Source organism: Caldimonas mangrovi (assembly GCF_023721835.1).
Lineage (GTDB): Bacteria > Pseudomonadota > Gammaproteobacteria > Burkholderiales > Burkholderiaceae_C > Caldimonas > Caldimonas mangrovi.
The window spans coordinates 107,556-131,781 of sequence record NZ_JAMKFE010000011.1 but is presented as its reverse complement, the minus strand read 5'-3'; the positions used below and the strand labels follow the sequence as shown (position 1 = coordinate 131,781).

At 67.8% G+C, this 24,226-nt stretch carries 16 protein-coding genes; 10 read left to right on the top strand and 6 right to left on the bottom strand.

From position 1 onward, the window contains the following. Positions 1-19: 19 nt before the first annotated feature. The 5 genes from ugpQ to ugpB all read right to left on the bottom strand — a co-directional run bounded on the left by ugpQ (position 20) and on the right by ugpB (position 5,224). Positions 20-787 (bottom strand): glycerophosphodiester phosphodiesterase, encoded by a 768-nt coding sequence (gene ugpQ, locus M8A51_RS17680; protein ID WP_251779847.1) that lies wholly within the window; start codon positions 785-787, stop codon positions 20-22. Continuing rightward, positions 784-1,857: a sn-glycerol-3-phosphate import ATP-binding protein UgpC gene (locus tag M8A51_RS17675; RefSeq protein WP_251779846.1), complete on the bottom strand. Its 1,074-nt coding sequence runs from the start codon at positions 1,855-1,857 to the stop codon at positions 784-786. The genes ugpQ and M8A51_RS17675 overlap by 4 nt, the downstream gene beginning before the upstream one ends. A 16-nt stretch (positions 1,858-1,873) precedes the next feature. Next, complete coding sequence (ugpE, locus tag M8A51_RS17670) at positions 1,874-2,728, bottom strand: sn-glycerol-3-phosphate ABC transporter permease UgpE (protein ID WP_251779845.1); 855 nt, start codon at positions 2,726-2,728, stop codon at positions 1,874-1,876. 211 nt (positions 2,729-2,939) lie between these two features. Continuing rightward, a complete protein-coding gene (gene ugpA, locus M8A51_RS17665) occupies positions 2,940-3,821 on the bottom strand; it encodes a sn-glycerol-3-phosphate ABC transporter permease UgpA (RefSeq protein ID WP_251779844.1) in 882 nt (293 codons plus the stop codon). Positions 3,822-3,910: 89 nt separating this feature from the next. Further along, the gene (gene ugpB / locus M8A51_RS17660) at positions 3,911-5,224 is read right to left on the bottom strand and encodes a sn-glycerol-3-phosphate ABC transporter substrate-binding protein UgpB (RefSeq protein ID WP_251779843.1); all 1,314 of its coding nucleotides are present in this window, start codon (positions 5,222-5,224) and stop codon (positions 3,911-3,913) included. Between the two features lie 259 nt (positions 5,225-5,483). Here ugpB and M8A51_RS17655 point away from each other — a divergent pair, with 259 nt between their 5' ends. After that, positions 5,484-9,377 (top strand): DUF3683 domain-containing protein, encoded by a 3,894-nt coding sequence (locus M8A51_RS17655; protein ID WP_251779842.1) that lies wholly within the window; start codon positions 5,484-5,486, stop codon positions 9,375-9,377. Positions 9,378-9,524: 147 nt separating this feature from the next. Here the strand turns inward: M8A51_RS17655 and M8A51_RS17650 are convergent, their stop codons facing one another. After that, a complete protein-coding gene (locus tag M8A51_RS17650; protein WP_251779841.1) occupies positions 9,525-11,276 on the bottom strand; it encodes an O-linked N-acetylglucosamine transferase family protein in 1,752 nt (583 codons plus the stop codon). Here M8A51_RS17650 and M8A51_RS17645 point away from each other — a divergent pair. From M8A51_RS17645 to epsE, 9 genes are all read left to right on the top strand, one after another. Then, complete coding sequence (locus M8A51_RS17645; protein WP_251779840.1) at positions 11,266-11,769, top strand: HIT family protein; 504 nt, start codon at positions 11,266-11,268, stop codon at positions 11,767-11,769. The two genes, M8A51_RS17650 and M8A51_RS17645, sit on opposite strands and share 11 nt — an antisense overlap. 169 nt (positions 11,770-11,938) lie before the next feature. Beyond that, positions 11,939-16,777, top strand: coding sequence for a two-partner secretion domain-containing protein (locus M8A51_RS17640; RefSeq protein WP_251779839.1), 4,839 nt, complete (start codon positions 11,939-11,941; stop codon positions 16,775-16,777). Then, positions 16,764-18,161: a FecR family protein gene (locus tag M8A51_RS17635; RefSeq protein ID WP_251779838.1), complete on the top strand. Its 1,398-nt coding sequence runs from the start codon at positions 16,764-16,766 to the stop codon at positions 18,159-18,161. Before M8A51_RS17640 ends, M8A51_RS17635 begins: the two co-directional genes overlap by 14 nt. 38 nt (positions 18,162-18,199) lie before the next feature. Then, positions 18,200-19,834, top strand: coding sequence for a ShlB/FhaC/HecB family hemolysin secretion/activation protein (locus tag M8A51_RS17630; RefSeq protein ID WP_251779837.1), 1,635 nt, complete (start codon positions 18,200-18,202; stop codon positions 19,832-19,834). An 18-nt stretch (positions 19,835-19,852) separates the two neighbouring features. Beyond that, positions 19,853-20,269 carry a gamma-butyrobetaine hydroxylase-like domain-containing protein gene (locus M8A51_RS17625; RefSeq protein WP_251779836.1) on the top strand — a complete coding sequence of 139 codons (417 nt, stop codon included), beginning with the start codon at positions 19,853-19,855 and terminating at the stop codon, positions 20,267-20,269. A gap of 127 nt (positions 20,270-20,396) precedes the next feature. Continuing rightward, the gene (gene ubiE / locus M8A51_RS17620; RefSeq protein WP_251779835.1) at positions 20,397-21,128 is read left to right on the top strand and encodes a bifunctional demethylmenaquinone methyltransferase/2-methoxy-6-polyprenyl-1,4-benzoquinol methylase UbiE; all 732 of its coding nucleotides are present in this window, start codon (positions 20,397-20,399) and stop codon (positions 21,126-21,128) included. Positions 21,129-21,188: 60 nt separating this feature from the next. Next, a complete protein-coding gene (locus M8A51_RS17615) occupies positions 21,189-22,109 on the top strand; it encodes a Tim44 domain-containing protein (RefSeq protein WP_251779834.1) in 921 nt (306 codons plus the stop codon). Between the two features lie 311 nt (positions 22,110-22,420). Beyond that, a complete protein-coding gene (locus tag M8A51_RS17610; protein WP_251779833.1) occupies positions 22,421-23,404 on the top strand; it encodes an EpsD family peptidyl-prolyl cis-trans isomerase in 984 nt (327 codons plus the stop codon). After that, positions 23,405-24,217 carry a polysaccharide export protein EpsE gene (epsE, locus tag M8A51_RS17605; protein WP_251779832.1) on the top strand — a complete coding sequence of 271 codons (813 nt, stop codon included), beginning with the start codon at positions 23,405-23,407 and terminating at the stop codon, positions 24,215-24,217. The last annotated feature ends 9 nt before the right edge of the window (positions 24,218-24,226 follow it).

Here is a 24,226-nt window from a genome sequence, read left to right as displayed (position 1 = left end):
ACGACCCCTGCCGGTGTGGTCAGTCGAGCATCGTCTCGCCAGGCGAGAAACGATCGACCGCGTCGGTGATCAGCCCGTCGATGCCTGCGCGCAGCAGGCGATCGGCTTCGCAGGGGTCGTTGACGGTGTAGGCCAGGGCCCGGCAGCCGAGCGCGTGCACCTCTGCAATGGAGGTAGCGTCGAGCATGGCCCAGTGCGCAACGACGGCAGTGCAGCCCAGTGCCCGTGCTTCGTCGCGCCAGCCGTCCCACCAGTGGTCGAGCAGCAACCCGCGCGGCAGATCCGGCCCGGCAGCCCGCGCGGCGTGCAGTGCGGCGGGTTTGAACGACGTCAGCAGCGGCCAGCTGGCCGGCGTGGTGGGATGGCCCTGCCACAGGCGCGTGCAGGCCTGTGCGACGGCGGCGCCGGTGGCGGCTTCCTGCCCGGGCGTGGGCTTGATCTCGATGTTCAGGTGAAAGCCGTTGCGCAGCACGTAGCGTGCCACGGCGTCGAACGTCGGCAGCGGCTCACCGGCATAGCGCCGGCTGTGCCAGCTGCCGGCATCCAGGCGGCACAACTCGCTCCAGGGCCGTTCACCGGCGATGCCTTGCGCGTCGGTGGTGCGCTGCAGCGTGGCATCGTGCAGCAGGAACAGCTGGCCGTCGGCGCTGAGCTTCACGTCGCATTCGAACATGCGATAGCCGTACGCAGCACCTTCCCGGAAGGCGGCCAGCGTGTTCTCCGGCGCCAGCTTGCCGGCGCCGCGGTGGGCGATCCACAAGGGGTACGGCCAGGGCGCAGCGTTCATCGGGCCGGCTCGATGCGGGCATGTGTTTGGGCGTCGAACCAGTGCAGTTTGCCCGCATGCGGACGCACGTGCAGCGTCTGGCCGATCTCGGGGCGCAGTTGCGAGTCGTCGGTGCGCAGGATCAGTGTCCAGGGGCCGAGCTTGGCATAAACGAGCCGTTCGGCGCCGAGCACCTCGACCATTTCGACCGTCAGCGGCCAGCCTCCTTCGTGCAGCGACAGGTGTTCGGGGCGTATGCCGAGGATTGCCGGGCCCGACGGCCCTGCGGCGTCGGCCGGCAGCTCGAGCGAGGTCGTCCCGCTGATGAATCGGTGGCCCTCGAGCGCGCCTTCGAGCAGGTTCATCGGTGGCGAGCCGATGAAGCCGGCGACGAAGGTGGTGGCTGGGCGCGCGTAGACCTCATCCGGCGTGCCGAACTGCTCCATGCGGCCGGCGTTCATCACGATCATGCGTTGCGCCAGCGTCATCGCCTCGACCTGGTCGTGCGTGACGAACAGCGACGTGATGCCCAGCTCGCGGTGCAGCTTCTGGATCTCCAGCCGGGTCTGCACGCGCAGCTTGGCATCCAGGTTGGACAGCGGCTCGTCGAACAGGAAGACCTGCGGCTCGCGCACGATGGCACGCCCCATCGCGACCCGCTGGCGCTGGCCGCCCGACAACTGCCGCGGCTTGCGTTCGAGCAGGTGGCCCAGCTCCAGGATGCCGGCCGCCTTCTCGACGCGCTGGCGGATCTGCTCGAGCGGCAGCCGCTGGATCTTCAGGCCGTAGGCCATGTTGTCGTACACGCTCATGTGCGGATAGAGCGCGTAGTTCTGGAACACCATCGCGATGTCTCGCTCCGACGGCTCCAGCTCGTTGACGACGCGCGGGCCGATCGCGATCTCGCCGTCGCTGATCTCTTCGAGCCCGGCCACCATGCGCAGCAGGGTCGACTTGCCGCAGCCCGACGGGCCGACGATCACGATGAACTCGCCGTCGGCGATCTCGGCGTCGACGCCGTGGATGACGGGGTTGGCCTTCGGGCCGGTGCCGTAGCGCTTGACGACCTTGCGCAGGGAGATGGATGCCATGGAAGAAGTAGGAGGTTTATTTTTCGGAATCGACGAGGCCCTTGACGAACCACTTCTGCATCAACAGCACCACCAGCGCAGGCGGCACCATGGCCAGCATCGCGGTCGCCATGACCACGTTCCATTCGGTGTACGACTCGCCGGCGACCAGGCGCTTGATGCCCATCACGATCGGCGTCATGTCTTCGCTGGTCGTCACCAGCAGCGGCCACAGGTACTGGTTCCAGCCGTAGATGAACTGGATCACGAACAACGCCGCGATCGACGTCGCCGACAGCGGCACCAGCACATCCTTGAAGAAGCGCATCGGCCCGGCGCCGTCGATGCGCGCCGCTTCCACCAGTTCGTCGGGCACCGTCAGGAAGAACTGCCGGAACAGGAAGGTCGCGGTGGCCGAGGCGATCAACGGCACGGTCAGGCCGGCGTAGGTGTTCAGCATGCCGAGGTCGCTGACCACCTCGTAGGTGGGCCCGATGCGCACCTCCACCGGCAGCATCAGCGTGATGAAGATCATCCAGAAGCACAGCGTGCGCAGCGGGAAGCGGAAGTACACCACCGCGAAGGCCGACAGCAGCGAGATCGCGATCTTGCCGAGCGCAATGGCGATGGCCATCACGAAACTGACCCACAGCATGCGGCCCACCGGCGCCTTGGTGCTGCCGTAGTCGCCCTTGCCGCCGAAGAAGGCGCGGGTATAGGTGTCCACCATGTGATCGCCCGGCACCAGCGACAGTGGCCGGCTCTGCGCGATCTGCTCGGCGGTCTGCGTCGACGCGACGAAGGTCACGTAGACCGGAAAGGCGACGATCAGCACCCCCAGGATCAGGACCAGGTGCGACAGCACCGTCAATGCAGGACGCCGTTCAACCACGTAAGACTCCAGTCATTTCATCCATGCCTTCACTGCCGCGCCGCCGCAAGCGCTTTCTCGAGTGACACCATGGATCCGGCTCCGCCGGTCCATCGGTGTGCCTTGCAGGCCGCGCTACCACGAGCGGCTTTGCCGAGTGACGCCGTGGATCCGGCTTTGCCGGTCCACCAGCGTCGCCCCCTGGGGGGGCGGCCGCAGGCCGTAGGGGGGGTCAATAGTTCACCTTCTTCTCGATATAGCGGAACTGCACGACCGTCAACGCGATGACGATGAGCATCAGCACCACCGATTGCGCCGCCGAGCCGCCCATGTCGAGCGCCTTGAAGCCGTCGTAGTACAGCTTGTAGACCAGGATGGCGGTGTCCTTGCCGGGGCCGCCCTGGGTTGCCGCGTCGACGATCGCGAAGGTGTCGAAGAAGGCATACACCACGTTGATCACCAGCAGGAAGAAGGTGGTGGGCGACAGCAGCGGGAACACGATGGTCCAGAAACGCCGCCAGGGCCGCGCGCCGTCGATCGCCGCGGCCTCGACCAGCGATCGCGGGATGGCCTGCAGCCCCGCCAGGAAGAACAGGAAGTTGTATGAGATCTGCTTCCACACGGCGGCAATGACGATCAGCGCCATGGCATCGCCGCCATCGAGCAGGTGGTTCCACTCGACGCCGAACGCCTGCAGTGCGTGGCTGACCACACCGATCGACGGCGCGAACAGGAACAGCCACAGCACGCCCGCGACCGCTGGCGCAACTGCATACGGCCAGATCAGCAGCGTCTTGTAGAAAGATGCCCCGCGCACGACGCGATCGGCCATCACCGCCAGCAGCAGCGCCACCGACAGCCCGCACACGGCCACCAGCACCGAGAACAGCGCGGTGGTCTTGAACGACTCGACATAGGTGGAGTCGGCGAACAGGCGCTCGAAATTCTCGGCGCCGACGTATTCGACCGAGATGCCGAAGGCGTCCTGTTGCAGCACGCTCTGGTAGAGCGCCTGTGCAGCGGGCCAGAAGAAGAACACCAGCACGATGGCCATCTGTGGCGCGATCAGCACCCAGGGCAGCCAGGTCGAGCGGAAACGGACGCGTTTTTCCATGTGTGCGACAGACCGGATCGCGGTCTCGTCAGAAAGGCGAACACCCTCCCCGGGGTAAGGGGAGGGCGGCGCGGGTCAGGGGGCCGAGGTCAGAGCTTGGCCGACTTCTGGAAACGTTCGAGCTGTTCGTTGCCGCGCTTCACCGCAGCGTCCAGCGCTTCCTGGGCCGACTTGCGCCCCCCCCAGATCTGCTCGGTCTCCTCGTCGATGATGGTGCGGATCTGCACGAAGTTGCCCAGGCGGATGCCGCGCGACCTGTCGGTGGTCTTGCGGATCATCTGCGTGACGGCGACGTCGGTGCCCGGGTTCTGCTTGTAGAAGCCGCTCTTCTCGGTCAGCTCGTACGAGCCGAGCGTGACCGGCAGATAGCCGGTGCGCTGGTGGCTGGCCGCGGCGACTTCAGGCTTGGACAGGAAGGCGAAGAACTGCGCGACGCCCTTGTACTCGGCCGGCTTCTTGCCGCCCATCACCCACAAGCTGGCGCCGCCGATGATGGTGTTCTGCGGCGAGCCGGGCACGTCCGGGTAGTAGGGCAGTGCCGAGGTGGCGGCGGCGAACTTCGCGTTGCGCTTGATGTTGCCGTACAGACCCGAGGAACCGGTGATCATGGCGCACTCGCCCGAGACGAAGGTGCCGTCGGCCGCGTTGCCGCGGCCCTTGTAGACGAACAGCCCCTGCTTGGCCATGTTGGCCAGGTTCTCGAAGTGGCGCACGTGCAGCGGCGAGTTGAACGACAGGCGCGCGCCGGTGCCGCCGAAGCCGTTCTTCTGGGTCGCGAACTCGACGTTGTGCCAGGTCGAAAAGCTTTCGAGCTGGGTCCAGCTGATCCAGCTGGTCGTGAACGGGCACTTGTGGCCGGCGGCCTTGAGTTTGGCAGCGGCCAGCGCCACTTCGGGCCAGCTCTTCGGCGGCGCCTCGGGGTCGAGGCCGGCCGCCTTGAAGGCGTCCTTGTTGTAGTGGAAGACGGTGGTGGAGCTGTTGAACGGGAAGCTCAGCATCTGCCCGTTGGGGGCCGTGTAGTAGCCGGCGACGGCCGGGATGTAGGCCGCCGGGTCGAACTTCTGGCCGGCTTCCTTCATCACTTCGCCGACCGGCTTGATCGCGCCCTTGGACGCCATCATCGTTGCCGTGCCGACTTCGAACACCTGCAGGATGTGCGGCGCGTTGCCGGCGCGGAAGGCGGCCACCGCCGCGGTCATCGATTCGTCGTAGCTGCCCTTGAAGGTTGGCACGATGCGGTATTCGGTCTGGCTCTCGTTGAACTGCTTGGCCAGGTCGTTGACCCATTCGCCGAGGGCGCCGCCCATCGCATGCCACCACTGGATTTCGGTCTGGGCATGAGCGGGGGCGCACCAGGCGGCGACAGCGAGGCCCGAGGCCATCGCAACGGATTTGAGTTTCATGACGACTCCGTGAAAAACGCGGGTTGATACAAACAGAACCCGCGCAGCCTATGGGCGTTTTGTGACAGCGCCGTTTCTCACACAAATGAGGGCCCGGGAACAACCGGGTTAGTCCCACTTGGAGGGGACAAAGGGGCGGCATACGCACGGTCGTTCGCTTTCCTGGCGATGCCCCCTGCCGGCGGGGCGGAGACGCGCTGCGATACCATCACGTTTTAAGCGCAGTTACAAACCTACAGGCCCCCCGCGCCCGGCGCCCATGAACGCACCGCTCCCCTTGAAGGACATCGCTGCCGACCCGAACGGCGTCCAGGCAGCGCACGCAGCGCCCCGGCTGCGCGAGATCCCCTACAACTACACCTCGTTTTCCGACCGCGAGATCGTCATCCGCATCCTGGGCCCCCGGGCCTGGGAAGTGCTGAACCGCCTGCGCGAAGAGCGCCAGACCGGTCGCTCCGCGCGCATGCTCTACGAGGTGCTGGGCGACGTCTGGGTCGTGCAGCGCAACCCTTACCTGCAGGACGACCTGCTCGACAACCCCAAGCGCCGCCGCCTGCTGATCGACGCGCTGCACCACCGGCTCAACGAGGTCGAGCGCCGCCGCACGCCCGGCACCGACTCGACCCGCGACGGGCTGGTCGGCGAGCTGTTGGCCGCAGCCCGCGGCGCGGTGCGCGCGTTTGCCGAGCAGTTCGACCAGGTCGCCGAGCTGCGCCGCCGTGCCGTCAAGGTGCTGGGCCGCCACACGGCGCGCGACAACATCAAGTTCGATGGCCTCAGCCGCGTCTCGCATGTGACCGACGCGACCGACTGGCGGGTCGAATACCCCTTCGTCGTGCTGACGCCCGACAGCGAGGCCGAGATGGCCGCGCTGGTGAAAGGCTGCATCGAGCTCGGGCTGACCATCATTCCGCGCGGCGGCGGCACCGGCTACACCGGCGGCGCCGTGCCGCTGGTGTGGCAGTCGGCGGTCATCAACACCGAAAAACTCGAGACCATGACCGAGGTCGAGTTCGTCGCGCTGCCCGGCCTCGACAAGCCGGTGCCGACGATCTGGACCGAGGCCGGCGTCGTGACGCAGCGCGTGGCCGACGCCGCCGAGCGCGGCGGGCACGTGTTCGCGGTCGACCCGACCTCGGCCGAGGCTTCGTGCATCGGCGGCAACATCGCGATGAACGCCGGTGGCAAGAAGGCGGTGCTGTGGGGCACTGCGCTCGACAACCTCGCGTCCTGGCGGATGGTGACGCCCGACGCGCAGTGGCTGGAAGTGGTGCGCCTGAACCACAACCTCGGCAAGATCCATGACGTCGACGTGGCGAGCTTCGAGCTGCGCTACTTCCAGGCCGACGGCAAGACGCCGATCCGCACCGAGCGCCTCGACATTCCGGGCCGCACCTTCCGCAAGGAAGGCCTCGGCAAGGACGTGACCGACAAGTTCCTGGCCGGCCTGCCGGGCATCCAGAAGGAAGGCTGCGACGGCCTGATCACGTCGGCGCGTTGGGTCGTGCACCGCATGCCGGCGCACGTGCGAACCGTGTGCCTGGAGTTTTTCGGCAACGCCAAGGACGCGGTGCCGAGCATCGTCGAGATCAAGGACTTCATGTTCGCCGATCAACGCCGCGGTGGTGCCGTCCTGGCCGGCCTCGAGCATTTGGACGACCGCTACCTCAAGGCCGTCGGCTACGCGACCAAGTCGAAGCGCGGCACCCTGCCCAAGATGGTGCTGATCGGCGACATCGTTGGCGACGACCCGGACGCCGTCGCCCGGGCCACCTCGGAAGTCGTGCGCCTGGCCAACGGCCGCGCCGGCGAGGGTTTCGTGGCGGTCTCGCCCGACGCCCGCAAGAAGTTCTGGCTCGACCGCAAGCGCACCGCGGCGATCTCCAAGCACACCAACGCCTTCAAGATCAACGAAGACGTGGTGATTCCGCTGCCGCGCATGGGCGAATACACCGAGGGCATCGAGCGCATCAACATCGAGCTGTCGCTGCGCAACAAGCTGCAGCTGCTCGACGCGCTGGAAGCCTTCTTCGCCGCCGGCCACCTGCCGCTGGGCAAGTCCGACGACGCCAACGAGATCCCGAGCGCCGAGCTGCTCGAAGACCGTGTGCAGCAGGCCATCGCGTTGATCCGCGACACACGCGAGCTGTGGCACCGCTGGATGACGCAGCTCGACCTGCCGCAGCCCGAGGGCCGCAGCTTCTTCGCCCAGCTGCAGGACCACAGCCTGCGCGCCTCGTGGAAGACCCAGATCCTGAAAGCGCTGCAAGGCATCTTCGCCGGCGCGTCCTTCCTGCCCATCATCGACGAGTGCAAGCGCATCCACAAGGAGGTGCTGCGCGGCCGCGTGTGGGTGGCGCTGCACATGCACGCCGGCGACGGCAACGTGCACACCAACATCCCGGTCAACAGCGACAACTACGAAATGCTGCAGACCGCCCACGAAGCAGTCGGCCGCATCATGAAGCTGGCGCGCAACCTCGACGGCGTGATCTCGGGCGAGCATGGCATCGGCATCACCAAGCTGGAGTTCCTGACCGACGACGAGATCCGCGACTTCACCGACTACAAGAACAAGGTCGACCCGCAGGGCCGCTTCAACAAGGGCAAGCTGATGCGCGAGCCCGGCATGTACGCCGACCTGACCAACGCCTACACGCCGAGCTTCGGGCTGATGGGGCATGAGTCGATCATCATGCAGCAGTCGGACATCGGCGCGATCTCGGACTCGATCAAGGACTGCCTGCGCTGCGGCAAGTGCAAGCCGGTGTGCGCGACGCACGTGCCGCGCGCCAACCTGCTGTACAGCCCGCGCAACAAGATCCTTGCCACGTCGCTGCTGGTCGAGGCCTTCCTTTATGAAGAACAGACGCGCCGCGGCGTGTCGATCAAGCACTGGGAAGAGTTCGAGGACGTCGGCGACCACTGCACGGTGTGCCACAAGTGCGCCACGCCCTGCCCGGTGAAGATCGACTTCGGCGACGTGTCGATGAACATGCGCAACCTGCTGCGCAAGATGGGCAAGAAGAGCTTCCGCCCCGGCAACAAGGCCGCGATGCTGATGCTCAACGCGACCAACCCGCAGACCATCAAGCTGGCGCGCACCGCGATGGTCGACATCGGCTTCAAGGCCCAGCGCATGGCGAACGACCTGCTGCGCGGGCTGGCGAAAAAGCAGACGGCGAAGCCGCGCGCCACGGTAGGTACCGCTCCGGTCAAGGAGCAGGTGATCCACTTCGTCAACAAGAAGCTGCCGGGCGGGCTTCCCAAGAAGACGGCGCGCGCGCTGCTCGACATCGAGGACAAGAACTACGTCCCGATCATCCGCAACCCGAAGACGACCAGTGGCGACACGGAGGCGGTGTTCTACTTCCCCGGCTGCGGCTCGGAACGCCTGTTCTCCCAAGTGGGGCTGGCGACGCAGGCGATGCTGTGGCATGCCGGCGTGCAGACCGTGCTGCCGCCCGGCTACCTGTGCTGCGGCTACCCGCAGCGCGGCTCCGGCCAGTACGACAAGGCCGAGAAGATCATCACCGACAACCGGGTGCTGTTCCACCGTGTCGCCAACACGCTGAACTACCTCGACATCAAGACCGTGGTGGTCAGCTGCGGCACCTGCTACGACCAGCTGCAGGGTTACGAGTTCGAGAAGATCTTTCCCGGCTGCCGCATCATCGACATCCACGAATTCCTGCTCGAAAAGGGCATCAAGCTCGACACGAAAGGCGCGTACCTGTACCACGACCCCTGCCACAGCCCGATGAAGCAGCAGGATCCGATGAAGACCGTCAAGGCGCTGGTCGGTGAGCAGGTGCTCAAGAACGAGCGTTGCTGCGGCGAGTCGGGCACGCTGGGCGTCACGCGGCCCGACATCTCGACCCAGGTGCGCTTCCGCAAGGAAGAAGAACTGCGCAAAGGCGAAGCGGCGCTGCGCGCGGCCGGCGCGGTGCCCGAGCAGGGCAACGTGAAGATCCTCACGTCCTGCCCGAGCTGCCTGCAAGGCCTGAGCCGCTACGGCAACGACCTGGACAACGGCCTGCTCGAGGCCGACTACATCGTGGTCGAGATGGCACGCAAGATCCTCGGCGAAAACTGGATGCCGCAGTACGTCGCGAAGGCGAACGACGGCGGCATCGAGCGGGTGCTGGTGTAGGGACCATCCCTACGGCCTTCGGCCGCCCCTCAAGGGGCGACGCTGGCGGACCGGCGGAGCCGGATCCGCGGCGTCACTCGCTGTTTGGTTCGTGCCCCCGGGCGGGACTGTGCGCTGCGAGGCGCGAATGCGGTCTTGCACTGGTGGTCAGTCAGTGACCTGGAAAGACCGAGGGGGCAGGCCGCTGCTGTGGCGCTGCCATGCGTGCAAGAGCAAGGCCTCCCACCAGCGGGCGTGGCGCGCGGGGTCGAAGCACGGGCTGGGCCGGGGGCCGCCGGCGCGGTGCGCCTGCAGCACTTGGCGCCAGCGCTGGCGCATCGAGGGGGTCGAGGCCCAGCGGACTGCGGTGTCCACGTAGGTGTCCTTGTCGGGGCAGCAGGCTTCTTGCAGCCCGACCGTGTCCAGCAGCGCCTGGCCGATCCGGCCGGCGGGCCCGGGGCCTGGCGTGGTGATGGCCGGGACACCTTGCGCCAGGGCCTCGAGCAACGTCGTGTGTCCGCCCATCGGCGTGGCGTCGAGGAACAGGTCGGCCAGCGCCAGCCGTGCCTGGTGCTCGACCCATGTCGTGTGCCGCGTCACCAGTTGCCGTTCGGAGCCGATGCCGCGCTCGTGCAGTGCCTGCTGCCAGTTCGCTTCGGCGACCGGCGGTGCCTGCAGGCGCCACAACATGGCGTCCGGGCAGCGCTGCAGCACCGCGGCCCACAGGTCGGCGCACTCCGGCGAGAGCTTGTAGGGCTGGTGCGTGGCCGCGAGGATGAGCCGGTCCTCGGGCCAACCGAGCGTGGCACGGCTGACCGGCGCTGCCTGCTCGGACAGCACCGGCCCCAGCACGAAAGGCGATGCCGGCAGCTCGATCAAGGCCTCGTGCCAGTGCGGTCGCACCGCGGGCGGCACGGTGATCGGGTCGACCACGGTGTAGTCGACCAGCGCCGGACCGTGCGGGTAGTAGGACGCCAGACCATTGACTGCCAGCGGCGCCGGGCGGTGGGCCAGCACCTCGGCCACCGGCGTCTGCTGGAAGCTGCCGAGCACCCAGACGATGTCGAAGCCACGCGCGCGCATGGCGGCGGCCACGCTGGCGGCATCCTGCCCTGGCCAGTGCAGCCAGTCGTCGCACAGGCGGCGCAGGTCTTCGGTGTAGTGATCGGCCAGCGGGTGCAGGTAGATGCCGGTCAGATGCAGCCGACGCCGATCGAGCGCGGCCAGCAGGTCGCGGTGCAGGAAGTAGGTCGGGTGGCGCCGCCATTCGCCGGACAGCAAGGCGATGCGCAGCCGGCGCTCGCCGCGGCCGGCCTCGGCAGTGTTTTGCGCTGCAGGCTGGGCGACGGACGGGCGCTGATCGTCGGCGAAGCGTTCGGTCAGCGCCGAGATCAGGGCGTCGGGCAGGCCGAAGGCGAACGCGTCGAAGACCAGCGAGCGGTGCAGCGGGACGCCGGCCCGCAGCCCGGCCACGGTGCGCAGTGCCTCGATGAAGCGCGCTCGGTATTCCCAGCGCCCCTGACGCATCGCGTAGGCCGACAACAAGGCCTGTACCTGGTGTGCGTCCCAGCCCACGGCCAGCACTTCCGCCAGGGCGCGGTCGGTGCGTTCGTCCTGGACCAGCGCATGGCGTGCCGGAGCCGCAATGCTGCGCACGGCGTCGGTCGATGCGCGCAGGGCTCCCGTTGCCGCCAGGGCGCACGCGTGCCCCAGCCGGATCGACGCACCGAGGCGCTCCGCGGGCAGCGACCGCGTCACGGCGTCCAGGTGATGGGCCGCAACGCCGAAGTCGGCGCTTGCGAGTGCGCTGCGTGCGAGCTGCAGCCGCGCCTGCCAGAACTCGTCGCCGTCGACGCCCGGCGGCGCCGATAATGGCGGCCCGTTGCCGCTGCTGCCCGCCGGTGCTGCCATGTCCGTCATGCCCTCCTTCGTCCCCTCGTCCGATGCGCGTCCCGATTGTGAACTGTGCCGTTCGCCCGGCGGCCGGCTGATCGCGCAGCACGGGGCCTGGCGCGTGGTGCGGGTCGAGGATGCGGACTTTCCCGCCTTCTACCGGGTGATCTGGCAAGCGCACGTCGCCGAATGGACCGATCTCGACGTCGCGCAGCAGCACGAATGCTTGGGCGTGGTGTCGGCGATCGAGCGGACGCTGCGCGCCATCTTGGCACCGACGAAGATCAACCTGGCATCGTTCGGCAATGTCGTGCCTCATCTGCATTGGCATGTGGTCGCCCGTTTCGACTGGGACAGCCACTTCCCGCAGCCGGTGTGGGGCACACGCCAGCGCGAGGTGCCGGAGGGCGCCGCAACCCGGCTGGCATGCGACCTGCTCCTGCTCGACGATGCCGTTCGCTCGGCGCTGCCCCCCATCGGAGGGGGGCAGCCGGGTGCGGCAGCCGCCAAAAATCCCTAGGACGAGGGTTACGCAGCCGGTGGCATCGATGTTGTAATCGCCAGGCTCCAAAAAGGGGTGAACTGCGTCACGGTCCGGCCCTGTCCATGCGGGTGCCGGCGCAGCCGCCGAGCGGCGGTGTGCCGCGTCGGCCCGCGGCAGGCGCCCGGGACGCGGATGGGAGATCTTCATGACTGCTCGCATGTCCTTTACCACCGTGCCCACCGTGTCCCCGATGCCACGGGACGCCGCGTCGTCTGCGGTTGCGCCGCTGAAGCGTCCGGTCGCAGGACGGGCGAGGCCCGCTCGCAGCTTCCCGTTCCAGCCGCTGGCTGCGGCGCTCGCACTCGGCTTCGCAGCGCCGTCGTCCGACGCGCTGCCTCAGGGCGCGAAGGTCGTTCAAGGCTCGGCACAGATGTCGCAGCAGGGCTCGCACCTGCAGGTCACGAACACGCCGGGCGCGGTCATCCACTGGCAGAGCTTCGGCATCGGCTCCGGCCAGAGCGTGCGATTCCAGCAGCAGAGTTCGAGGAGCACGGTCCTCAATCGCGTCACGGGCGGCAGTGCGAGCGAGATTCTCGGCACCCTGAGTTCCAACGGCCGGGTGTTCCTGGTCAACGGCGCCGGCATCGTGTTCGGCAAGGGGGCCGTGATCGACACGGCGGGCTTCACCGCGTCGACGCTCAACATCAGCGACGCCGACTGGAAGGCCGGCAAGGTCCGGCTGCAGGCCGACGGTGTACCGGGCGGCATCTCGATCACCGACGTCGTGCAGGTGCACGGCGACCTCTACTTGATCGCGCCGCAGATCACCAACGCCGGTGCATTGAAGGTGCACGGCGGCCAGGCCGTGCTGGCGGCCGGCCAGTCGGTGTCGATCACGGGCCGCGGCCTGGAAGGCATCCAGCTCGAAGTGGTCAACGCCGGTGACCAGGTGCTGAACCTGGGCTCGGTGGAAGCCGGTGCGGTTGGCATGTTCGCCGGCACGCTGCGCCACAGCGGCACCGTGCAGGCCAACGCGGTCGAAACGGTGGGCGGCAAGGTCTGGCTGAAGGCCAGGGACAGCGTGGACGTCTCCGGCAGTGTGGCGGCACGCCGGGGCACGAAAGGTGGCGAGATCGTCGTCACCGGCGCCAGCACCCGGGTCGCGTCGACCGCGTCGCTCGATGCCTCCGGTGTGCACGGTGGCGGCCAGGTCTACGTCGGCGGCGGCTGGCAGGGCCGGGACGCGGCGATCGAGAACGCCCTGGCCACGCGGGTCGATCGCGGCGCGCAACTGAAGGCCGACGCGATCGAGGTCGGCGACGGCGGTACCGTGGTCGTGTGGTCGGACGGGCACACCGCGTCGCACGGCGCGATCAGCGCCCGCGGCGGCGCACAAGGCGGCAACGGCGGCCAGGTCGAGACCTCGGGCAAGACGCTAGCCCGCAGCGGCCTGCCGGACGTGAGCGCTCCGAGCGGGCAGGCCGGCACCTGGCTGCTCGACCCGGATCAGGTCGTGATCCGGGCCGGCTTCGGCTCCGGCGGTTTTACCGGCGACGTGGCCGCCGGCGACGTGGCACCGACCGAGGTCTTCGAGAACGAGATCGAGGGCTACTCGGGCAATCTCACCATCCAGGCCCGGCGAGCGATCACCGGCGCCGACTGGGGCGGTGCGTCGGGCTCCGACGGCATCCTCGACGCGCCCGTCAACGGCGGGCTGCGTCTGGAGACCACCGACGCCAGCTGTCCCACCAGCCCCTGCGGCATCGACCTCGTCAGCAACGGGCCCTCGCTGATCCGCGCGCTGGCCAGCTCCGTCTCCACGTCCGCCGTGTCGCTTGACTTCAGCGCCGGGATGACGAACCCCGCGGTAGCCGGTGATGCGTTCCAGGCCGAAGTCCGGGTCAACTCGGTGCGCAACTCCACCGGTGGCGCGGTCTCGCTCGCCGCACACGGCAACATCGTCGTCGACTCGATCGACACCGACGCTACCGGAGCAGGCGGCACCTGGGCCGCCGGCAACGTGCAGGTGCGCAGCAACACCGGCTCGCTCGACATCGGCGACATCAGCGCACGGGGCGCGTCGGCACCGGGTGCCACCGCCGGCCGCGGCGGCGACATCACTCTCGAAGGAACGCAGCAGGTGGGCGGCGGTTCTGCCGTCGTCGTGCAGGGCTCGGTGGTGACGGCCGGCGGCGCGGGCAGCTTCGAGCAAGACGGCGGCGACGCCGGCGACATCACGGTCGTGCTGAACGCAGCGACGGACGGCAGCGCCGGCGTCCTGCAACTCGAGAACGGGTCGCCCGCGCTCTTCGCGTTCGTGCCCGTGTCCGGCAGCAACGGCCTGCAATCGCTGGGCGGCACCGGCGGCGACACCTTCGGCACCGCGGCCGGCAGCGGCGGCAACGGCGGCAACATCACCATCCGGGGCGGCACGGCGGCCACGGCGATACGTATCGACGCCGCCTCCGGCGCGCAGGTCGTCTCGGACGCCGGCGAGGGCGGCAGCGATGCCTCCGGGTCGCTGGGTGTCCTGGGCGTCGGCGGCAATGCCGGGCTGATCGACATCCAGGGTGCCGACGTCACGCTTGACGGCGGCATCTACGCCAGCCTGACGCGGGCCACGAGCGCGGGCATGAGCATTTCGGCCGATGCCGACGACGGCGCTGTGCAGCTGCGCAACGGCGCGACGCTGGTGGTGGCCGGCCATGATCCCGGGGGCTCGACCGTGAGCGCTGCGCAGTGCCCGGATTGCGAGTTGTCGATCCAGGCCGGCGCGGGTGGCGTCACGCAACAGAGCGGCAGCGAGCTCATCGTCACCCCCACGCTGGCGTGGCAGGTCGGCGGCGACGTCACGCTCGACGGTGCCCACGCGTTGGGCCAGATGCACGGGTCGGTGACGGGGGATCTCTCCCTCGCGTTCAGCTTCAATGCCGACGATCCGCAGGACCTTTCTCTCGGAGCCGTACTCGGTTCAGGCAGCACGAGCACATCGCTCGGGCTGGACGTCGGCGGCAACCTGACGGTCACTTCCGGTGCGTCGGCCTTCGTGCCGGTACACATCGCCGCAGCGGTACAGGTCGGCCAGCAGGCGACCTTCAACGACCTCGGCACGTTCAGCATGGGGTCGAGCGGCTCGTTGAACGCCGGCACGGCGGTGAGCTTCGTCGCGCAGGGAGACATCCTGCTCAGCCCCGAAACGCACGCCGATTCATCCGATTCCAGCAACGAGCAACTCACGCTCAACAGCGACGAGATCGCGCGTATCACCGCGCCGGTCTTGCGCATCGACAACACGGCCGGTGGTGCGTCGGCCGGTCTCTTCATCGAAGACAACGCCAGCGGCACGCCGGCCACGCTCGACCTGACGGCGGGGGGCAACATCGGCCAGGTCGTGCTGCGCACGGCGGGAACCGTGTCGCAAGGTTCCACCGGCATCCAGGCCGACGCGTTGCGTGTGCAAGCCCGCACCATCGACCTTGCCAACACGGGCAACCAGATCGATACCGTGGCCTTCCGCGCCACCGGCAGCGCTGGCGTTCATGGCACCGCCGTGATCGCGAGCGCCGACGGCATGACCGTCGGTACCGTGACGAACGCGATCGATGGCGCGCTGGCGGGCGGCCAAGCCACGGCCGCCACCTCGGCCTCCGGCAGCTCCTTCGTCGACCTCGACGCCGGCGTGGGCACCTTCACGCTGAGCGAGGCCGTCATCGGGCCGGCCGTGCGGGTGGCCGGTGCTGCCATCGAGAACGGTACGCCGCAGGGGCGCATCCAGGCGACGGCTGCGGGCACCCATGCCGTCACGCTAGAGGCTGACGGCAACATCGGCGGCGCCGATTCGATCGCGCAGGCCATCCGTGTGCAGCTGGCAGATGTCTCCACGGACGACCAGATCCTGGTGCAGGCAGGCAGCTTGTCGCCCGTGGGCCTGCACATTCAGGGCGACGGCCGCACCGCACAGGTCGACTTCGGGGGCGCGACCACTGACGGACAGCTGGCGCTGATTGCGGACGGCGACCTCACTGTCGATCGCAGTCTGGCCGGCTTTACCCGGGTCGGGCTCGCTTCCGTTTCGGGCAATGTTGGTTTCGCTTTGGGCACGGTCTCGGCGCTGTCATCCATCAGCGTCGAGGCGCTGCAAGGCGACATCAACGGTGCGGCGGGGCTCGCCAATCCCCAACTCGATGCGCAGTTCGTCTCTCTTGAAGCTGCCGGCGACATCGCTGCGACGTTCGACGCGTCGGTGCTCAACGTGGAGAGCCAATCCAGCGGTGGCAGCGTGCAACTCACCAACACCGGGTCTGGGACCCTGTCGATCCTGAACGGTTTGAACCTCGGCGGTGATTTCGAGCTGGAGACGGCGGGTGCGTTGGAGGTTCGCGCCCTGTCGGGCGGAGCGTTGGTTCAGGCGCAGAACGTCAAGCTCACGGCACAGGGAGGCATCACGGTGGCCGGAGCGTCCAGCACCGGCCCGCTCGAAGTCCCGGCCGCAGTCGTGCCGGCACCCACCGGCAGTGCCGCGATCGTCGCGACCGACACGCTGACGCTCAACGCCGGGGGCGCCCTGACCCTCGAAGGCGGCACGACGGCGGCGCACATTGCCGGCGAGCACGTCAACATCAACGCGACGTCGCTGTCGCTGATCGGTGGCACCGCCGACGGAGCCTATGCCGCCATCCAGTACGGCACCGACATCGTGCTCGGCCTGCCGAGTGGCGCCGCGCTGACGTTCACACCCGGCAGCGCGGCCGACACCGACGCGGTCGTCTACACCAACTCGGCGACGCCGAACTTCGTCAGCGTCGACCCGACCTGGAACTGCACGCCCGACTGCACGCCCGATTTCCAGCACAGCACGGCAGGCCCGGTCGGCAACGGCCAGTCCAACCGCGGTTTGACGCAGGCCGCTGCCGTACCGCCCGAAGGCGGCTCTGAAACCAGGGTCGACATCCCGGTGATCCAGGTGCTGGTGCAGTTGCAGCGCGTTCTCGAAGGTGAGCGTTTCGGCAAGGTCGCCGTGGAGGCAGAAAATGTCTGTCGTTGAACCTCGCGCCGGCCGGCGCGGTGCGGCCCAAGCCTGGGCTTGGCGGGTGGCCGGCGCGCTGTTGCTGGCAGTGCTTGCGCCGATGGCGTGGGCGCAGCCGTCGGTCGGCCAGGTCGATTTCGCCCGTGGGGTCGGCTTCGCGCAGTTGCCGGGCCAGGGGCCGCGCACGCTCGGCAAGGGGTTGCCGCTGCAAGAAGGCGACCGGCTCAGCACCGGCGCCGGGTCCTTCGCCATCGTGCGGCTCAGCGACGGCACGCGCATGACCTTGCGGCCGAACTCCGTGCTGGTGCTGCGCACCTTCCGCTACCGCGAGAACGCGAACGACAACTCGATGGTGATGCAGCTGTTTCGAGGCGGCTTCCGTGCCATCACGGGCCTGATCAACAAGAACGCGCCCAACGCGGCCCAGGTGCAGACCGCCACGGCGACCATCGGCATCCGGGGGACCAATTTCGACGCCCGCCTGTGCGAACGCGACTGTGCGCAGGAGTCTTCGCAGGTGGCCCAACCCACCAAACCGAACGCCGTGCAGGCGAGCGCCAAGGTCGCCGTGATGCGGGGCGACGTGTTTGCCGAGGATGCGGCCGGCGCTCGCCGGCCGCTGAGCGTCGGCGGTGCGGTGTATCCGGGCGATCTGGTCGGGACCGGCCCTGGCACTTTCGCGTTGCTCGCCTTCCGCGACCAGAGCCGCACGGCACTCGGCTCCAACAGCCGCCTGAAGATCGAAAACTTCGTGTTCGACCCGAAGACGCCATCCGAAGGCTCCTTCCTCGTGCGGCTGGCGCGCGGGACGATGCGCGGCTTGACCGGGTTGATCGGGAAGGCCGATCCAAGGCGGGTCGGCATCGCCACGGCCACCGCCACCATCGGCATCCGCGGCACCGGCTTCGACATGAGCTGTACCGGCCCGTGCGCCGGCGAGTCGGGCCCGCCCGACAGCGGCCTCACGCTGTTCACGTGGGAAGGCACGCTCGTCGTCACGCCGGACGGCGGCGGCGAAGAGGTCGTCGGGCAGGGGCAGGGCCTGTACATCGCACCGGGCGTGCTGCAGCGCCTGGTGCAGGGCTTCGAGATCGACGCACCGCGCCCCGATGGCGTGCAGGTCGACGAGGACGCGTTGTTCGGTTCGGCGCCGATGGGCGACGAAGAGGGGCTCTATGTCTTCGTGCGCGATGGCCACGTCGAGATCCTCACGGCGACCGACGTGCTGCATCTCGGGCGCGGGGAGGCGGGCTACGCGAGCCTGAACGGCAATACCGCGCGGCCGGCCGACATGCCGCTGTTCATCGAGTTCGATCGCACCCCCTTGCCCGACGTGGAGAACCCGGCGCTCTACAGTCTGCTGCGCGACCTGCTGCCGGCGGGCGCCGAGGTCTGCCGCTGATGGCCGCGGCACGCGCCCGTGATCTAAGGGATGCCTTGATGAAGATACTTCGCTACTCCCAGGTGCCGCGCGCCGTGCTGCTGGCCCTGGCGGCGTTCGGCGCTGCACATGCGCAACAGACCCCCGCCCCGATGCCGCCGGCACCTCCCGAGGCCGTGTTCCCGATCAAGGGTTTCGCGATCAACGGCGAGAACCCGCTCGGCAGCGGCGAGACCAGCGCCATTCTGGCGCCCTTCCTGCGCGCAGACGCCACACTGGCCGTGCTGCAGCAAGCCACGGCAGCGCTCGAGAAGTCCCTGCACGATCGCGGTTACTCGCTGTATCGCGTCGTGCTGCCGCCGCAGCCGCTGAGCGACACCGTGACGCTGAACATCGTCCGCTTCACGCTGGCGAAGGTCCAGCTGCAGGGGAACGGCAAGTATTACGACGACGCCAATGTCCGCGCGGCGCTGCCGCAGCTCCAGGAAGGGACGTCGCCCAACCTGCGCAAGCTTGCTCGTGAGACCGCCGTGGCGAACGAGAACCCGTCGCGCCAGCTGGTGGTGTCGCTGAAGCAGGCCGAGGAAGACGACAGCATTGCTGCCACCGTGCGGGTCACCGAACAGGCACCATGGTCGGTCGGCATCGGCTGGAACAACTACGGCACGTCCGAGACCGGACGCGACCGCTTCACCGTCAGCGGCAGCTACAACAACCTGTTCAACCGCGACCATGTGCTCGGCATGGCGTACACCACCTCGGTGCAGCATCCGTCGCGCGTCAAGCAGATCGGCGTGACCTACCGGGCGCCGCTGTACCGCAGCGGGGGCGTGGTGTTCGCCAGCTATGTCGATTCCGACGTCACGGGCACCTTCGGCCTCGACTCGACCAGCACCGAATACGACACCTTCCGCAGCACCGCGGCCGGACACACTTCCAAGCTCGGCTATTCGCACTATTTCGTGCCCGACGGCGGCTACCGCTCCTACCTCACTTTGGCGTGGGAAGACAAGCTCTACAAGGCCACCGAGATCGAGGGGGCGCCCACGGTGCAACAGGACCGCCGCTCGCGCCCGTTGTCCGTCAGCTATGTCGGACGCATCGAGGCAGAACGGCAACTGGTGGCGTACAGCGCCGAGTTCGCAGCCAATGTCAGCGGCGGCCGCGGCAACAGCCTGGCGGCCTATCGCACCGAGAACGACCAGATCGACACCACGCACTGGAAGGCGTTGAGAGCGAGTGCCAGCTTCTTCCGCGCGATGGCTTCCGGCTGGCAGTTCCTCGCGCGCGGCCAGGCGCAATGGAGCCCGGACCTGCTGCTGGCCGGCGAAGGCTTCGGCCTGGGCGGCGTCGGCTCGATCCGTGGCGTGCCGGACCGGGTGCTCTATGGCGACACCGGAGCGTCGCTCACGCTCGAAGGCATCACGCCGGCATGGATGTCCGGGCTGCGCGGCCTCGGCTTCATCGATTCCGGCTTGATCCGCAGCGACGTGACCGACCGGCCCACCCGCCGCAGCAAGGACCGTCTGACCAGCGTCGGCGTCGGTCTGCGCTACGAGCACCCGCGTGGCCTCAACGTCAGTGCGGAATACGGCTACGTGCTCACCGGCAGCCGCGCCGATCCGGAAGAGAATCCGTCGGTGCCGGTGAAGGGCGACGACAAACTGCACGTCAACCTTTCGCTGGTCTTCTGAACCCCACCACCTTTTCCCATGGCAGGCCTGCAGAACCACACGCCCATCCCCACGTCGATCACGGTGCATCAACAGTCGCAGCACCTCGAGGTGGCCTTCAGCGACGGCGCGTCCTTCCGGATTCCCTTCGAGCTGATGCGGGTCTATTCGCCGTCGGCCGAGGTCAAGGGGCATGGCCCCGGGCAGGAGGTGCTGCAAACCGGTAAGCGCGAGGTCGGTGTCGTCGCGCTCGAGCCGGTCGGCAACTACGCGGTGCAGCCCACCTTCAGCGACGGGCACGACTCCGGCATCTTTTCGTGGGACTACCTCTACTTCCTGGGGGCCGAACAGGAGCGGCTCTGGCAGGACTACTTCAAGCGGCTGCAGGACGCCGGCGTCGAGCGCGACGCACCGATGCCGGACAAGGGCGGCTCGGCCTGCGGGCATGCGCACTGATGCACTGGCGCTGCTTTCGCGCCACTGTCGGTTTTTCCCCTCATTTGAAGCGCCAGCGTGTGGCATGCCCCACACCCGTGCGGGGTTGTGAGCATGGGCAGGCGCCCCATCCACGTACGATGACAGCATGAGTTCCACCCACTTCGGTTTCCAGACCGTCGACGAGTCCGAGAAGGCGCAGCGCGTGCGGGGCGTGTTCGACTCGGTCGCCTCGCGCTACGACGTCATGAACGACGTCATGTCCATGGGGCTGCATCGCGCCTGGAAGGCCTACACGATCGCGGTCTCCGGCGTGCGCGAGGGCCATCGCGTGCTCGACATCGCGGCCGGTACCGGGGACCTGACGCGTGCTTTCGCAAAGCACGCCGGCACGACCGGGTGCGTCGTGCACACCGACATCAACGAGGCGATGCTGCGCGTCGGGCGCGACCGCATGCTCGACGAGGGGCTGGTGCTGCCGACCTCGATCTGTGACGCCGAGACACTGCCGTTCGCGGCCAACAGCTTCGACCTCGTCAGCGTGGCCTTCGGACTGCGCAACATGACGCACAAGGAGCGCGCACTTGGCGAGATGTGCCGCGTGCTGAGGCCCGGCGGCAAGCTGCTCGTGCTCGAGTTCTCCAAAGTGGCCCAGCCGCTGCAGAAGGCCTACGACTGGTATTCGTTCAAAGTCCTGCCGCGCCTGGGGCAATGGATCGCCGGCGACGCCGAGAGTTACCGCTATCTGGCAGAGTCCATCCGCATGCATCCCGGCCAGCAGGAGTTGAAGACCATGATGAAGGACGCCGGGTTCGGCCATGTCGACGTGCACAACCTCACCGGCGGAGTGGTGGCGTTGCACGTGGGCATCAAATGTTGATCGAGGGGTGAGGCGCGCAACGCTTCATCCGCCATGCCGTCGTTGCCCGCGGGTCCAGCCATGAACACCTCCAAGCTTGTCGTCCTCTGTCTCGCTGCCATGCTGGGGCTGACGCCGGCAGCGCAGGCCAAGCGCTCGGGGGGTGACGCTGCGGGCGGTGCGGCCAGCACCGAAGTCGCCCGGGACGCCGGGCCGAAGCGGCAGGAAACGCAAGCCACAGTACCGGTGGCCGTGGGTGCCGACGAGTCGGACGCCGGGGTGGCGGGCAGTTCGGTCGGCGTGGTCGCCGGGCTGGCCACAGGGCTCGGTGTCGCAGGCTTCTTCCATGGTTTCGGCGTCGGGCCGCAAGCGGCCGGCTGGTTCTCGTTCGCCGTGGTGTCGCTGCTGCTGGCGTTGCTCGGCTGGGTGCTGTGGCGTTTGCTGAAGCGGTCGGCCGGCGTTGCGCCGGCTTCGCTGGCCTTCCAGTCGGCCACGCCGCCCGCGGCGCGCTCGTCCTTCGCCTCCAGTCACTACGAGCCGGCAACCTTGGCGCCCGAGTCGAGCGTGCACTACGGCGCCGGCGGCATCGAAGAGGTTGCTTCGCGCACCGGAGAGTTCCGCTGGGGTGTGCCGGCCGGTTTCGACGCGGCCGGGTTCCTGCAATCGGCAAAGAGTAACTTTGTGCTGTTGCAGGAAGCCTGGGACCGGGCCGACATCGAGACCTTGCGGTTGCTGATGACCGACGACATGCTGGGTCATATCCGCCTGCAGCTGGACGAGCGCGGAGACCAGCCGAACCGCACCGACGTCGTCACGTTGAACGCGGAGATGCTGGGCGTCGAGGACATCGGCACGACCTATATCGCCAGTGTCGAATTCTCGGGAATGATCCGAGAGGAAGTGACCGCCGGCGCTGCGCCGTTTCGTGAGGTGTGGAACCTGACGAAGCCCAAGGACGGCTCGGCGGGTTGGCTGCTCGCTGGCGTGCAGGCACTGCAATAGGGCCTGCCGTTTCCGTTGCGAGCCGTCACGGTGCGCAGCGCGACGGAAGCGTTTCGCGTGCCCGTCAATCGGGCGTCACATCAAGCGCCTAAGCTGATCTTGGCTCGGCAGTCTGAGACTTTTTGTTTCCGTCAGGCCCCTTAACCAGGGGTTACCTTGCACGGAAGTCCCACCAGTACACTCGTCTTCGACTTTGCGGCACCGATTGTGCTTTCGCAGAGTTCGACCATCCGCGCAATAGTGGAAACACGGGTCTGGCGACGCCGGGCCACAGCAGAGCGCCTTCCCGGGCGCAGGGAGCAGTTTCGAAGATGAACACCATCCACCATTCCAACGCGATGGCCACGATGCGCAGTCTCGCTGTGGCATCCGCCGTGATCGCTGCGCTTTTCGTGGCCGGCTGCGGCGACAAGAAAGACAAGCCTGCCAGTCAGGTCGCCGCCAAGGTCAACAAGGGTGAGATTTCCGTCCACCAGATCAACTACGTGCTGCAGCGCCAGCCGGGGCTGAAGCAGGAGCAGGCCGAGGTCGCCAGCAAGGAAGCGCTGCAGAAGCTGATCGACCAGGAACTGGCCGTGCAACGTGCCACTGAAATGAAGCTCGACCGAGACCCTCGTGCCGTGCAGGCCATCGAGGCGGCGCGCCGCGAGATCCTGGCTCGGTTCTATCTCGAGAAAGTCGCCGAGGCGGCGTCCAAGCCGTCGCCGGAAGAGGTCAAGGCCTACTACGACGCCAAGCCGGCGCTGTTCAGCCAACGTCGCGTGTACAACCTGCAGGAAGTCGCCATCCAGGCCGACCAGGCCAAGCTGCCCGAGATCGAGCAGCACCTCAAGAGCGCCAAGTCGACGTCGGACTTCCTCGAATACTTGCGAGCGAACAGCATTCAGTTCGCGGTGAACCAGGCCGCACGCGCTGCCGAACAACTGCCGCTGAACATGCTGGACGCCTTCCACGAACTGAAGGACGGGCAGGCAATGATGGTGCCGTCGCCTTCGGGGGCGCAGGCGATCTTTCTGGTCGCTTCGCGAGAAGCGCCGGTCGACGAAGTGCGAGCACGTCCCGCGATCGAGCAGTTCATCCTCAACGATCGCAAGCGCAAGATGGTCGAGGAGGACTTGAAGGCCTTGCGGGCGGGTGCCGAGATCGAATACGTCGGCAAGTTCGCCGACGGTGCTCCGACGGCCGCGCAGGCCGCCGCGAAAGATCAGCCGGCGACGGCGCAGCAACAAGGCACTTCCGTGGCCGCCGACGATGATGCGGCGGCGATCAGCAAAGGTCTGTCTGGAATCAAATAAATGACAACACTACTTCTCCGTCGATGGATGCTTGCCGTGCTGCTGCTGGTGGCAGCCGGCCATGCCGCGGCCCAACTGGCCAACACCCGTGAATACGTGCTCGGCCCCGGGGATGTGATCCGCATCAATGTTTTCCAGAGCCCCGACCTCTCGCTCGAGGCGCGGGTGTCCGAATCGGGCTCGATCACCTACCCATTGCTGGGCCAGGTGCAGGTCGGCGGCATTCCCGTCGTGCAAGCCGAAAAGCGCATCGCCGACGGCCTGCGCAGCGGCAACTACGTGAAGCAGCCGCAAGTGTCGATCCTGGTCGTGCAGGTGCGTGGCAACCAGGCTTCGGTGCTGGGGCAGGTCAACCGCCCGGGCAAATACCCGCTCGAACTCGCCAACACCCGGCTGACCGATCTGATCGCGATGGCCGGCGGCGTGGCGACCGGCGGCGCCGACGTCATCGTCGTGACCGGTGTGCGCAACACCAAGCCCTTCCGCAAGGAAATCGACCTGCCCAGCATCTTCATGGGCGGCAAGACCGAAGACGACATGGTCATGCAGAACGGCGACGTGGTCTACGTCGACCGCATGCCCACGATCTACATCTACGGCGAGGTGCAGCGTCCGGGTGCGCTGCGCCTGGAGCGTGACATGAGCGTGATGCAGGCGTTGGCCACCGGCGGCGGCTTGACGCAGCGCGGCACCGAGCGGGGGCTGCGGGTGCACCGCCGAGGCGCGGACGGGCGGGTGCAGGTGATCCAGCCCTCGATGGAAGACACGCTGCGCGACGGCGACGTCGTCTACGTGCGCGAGAGCCTGTTCTAGGAAGTAGGA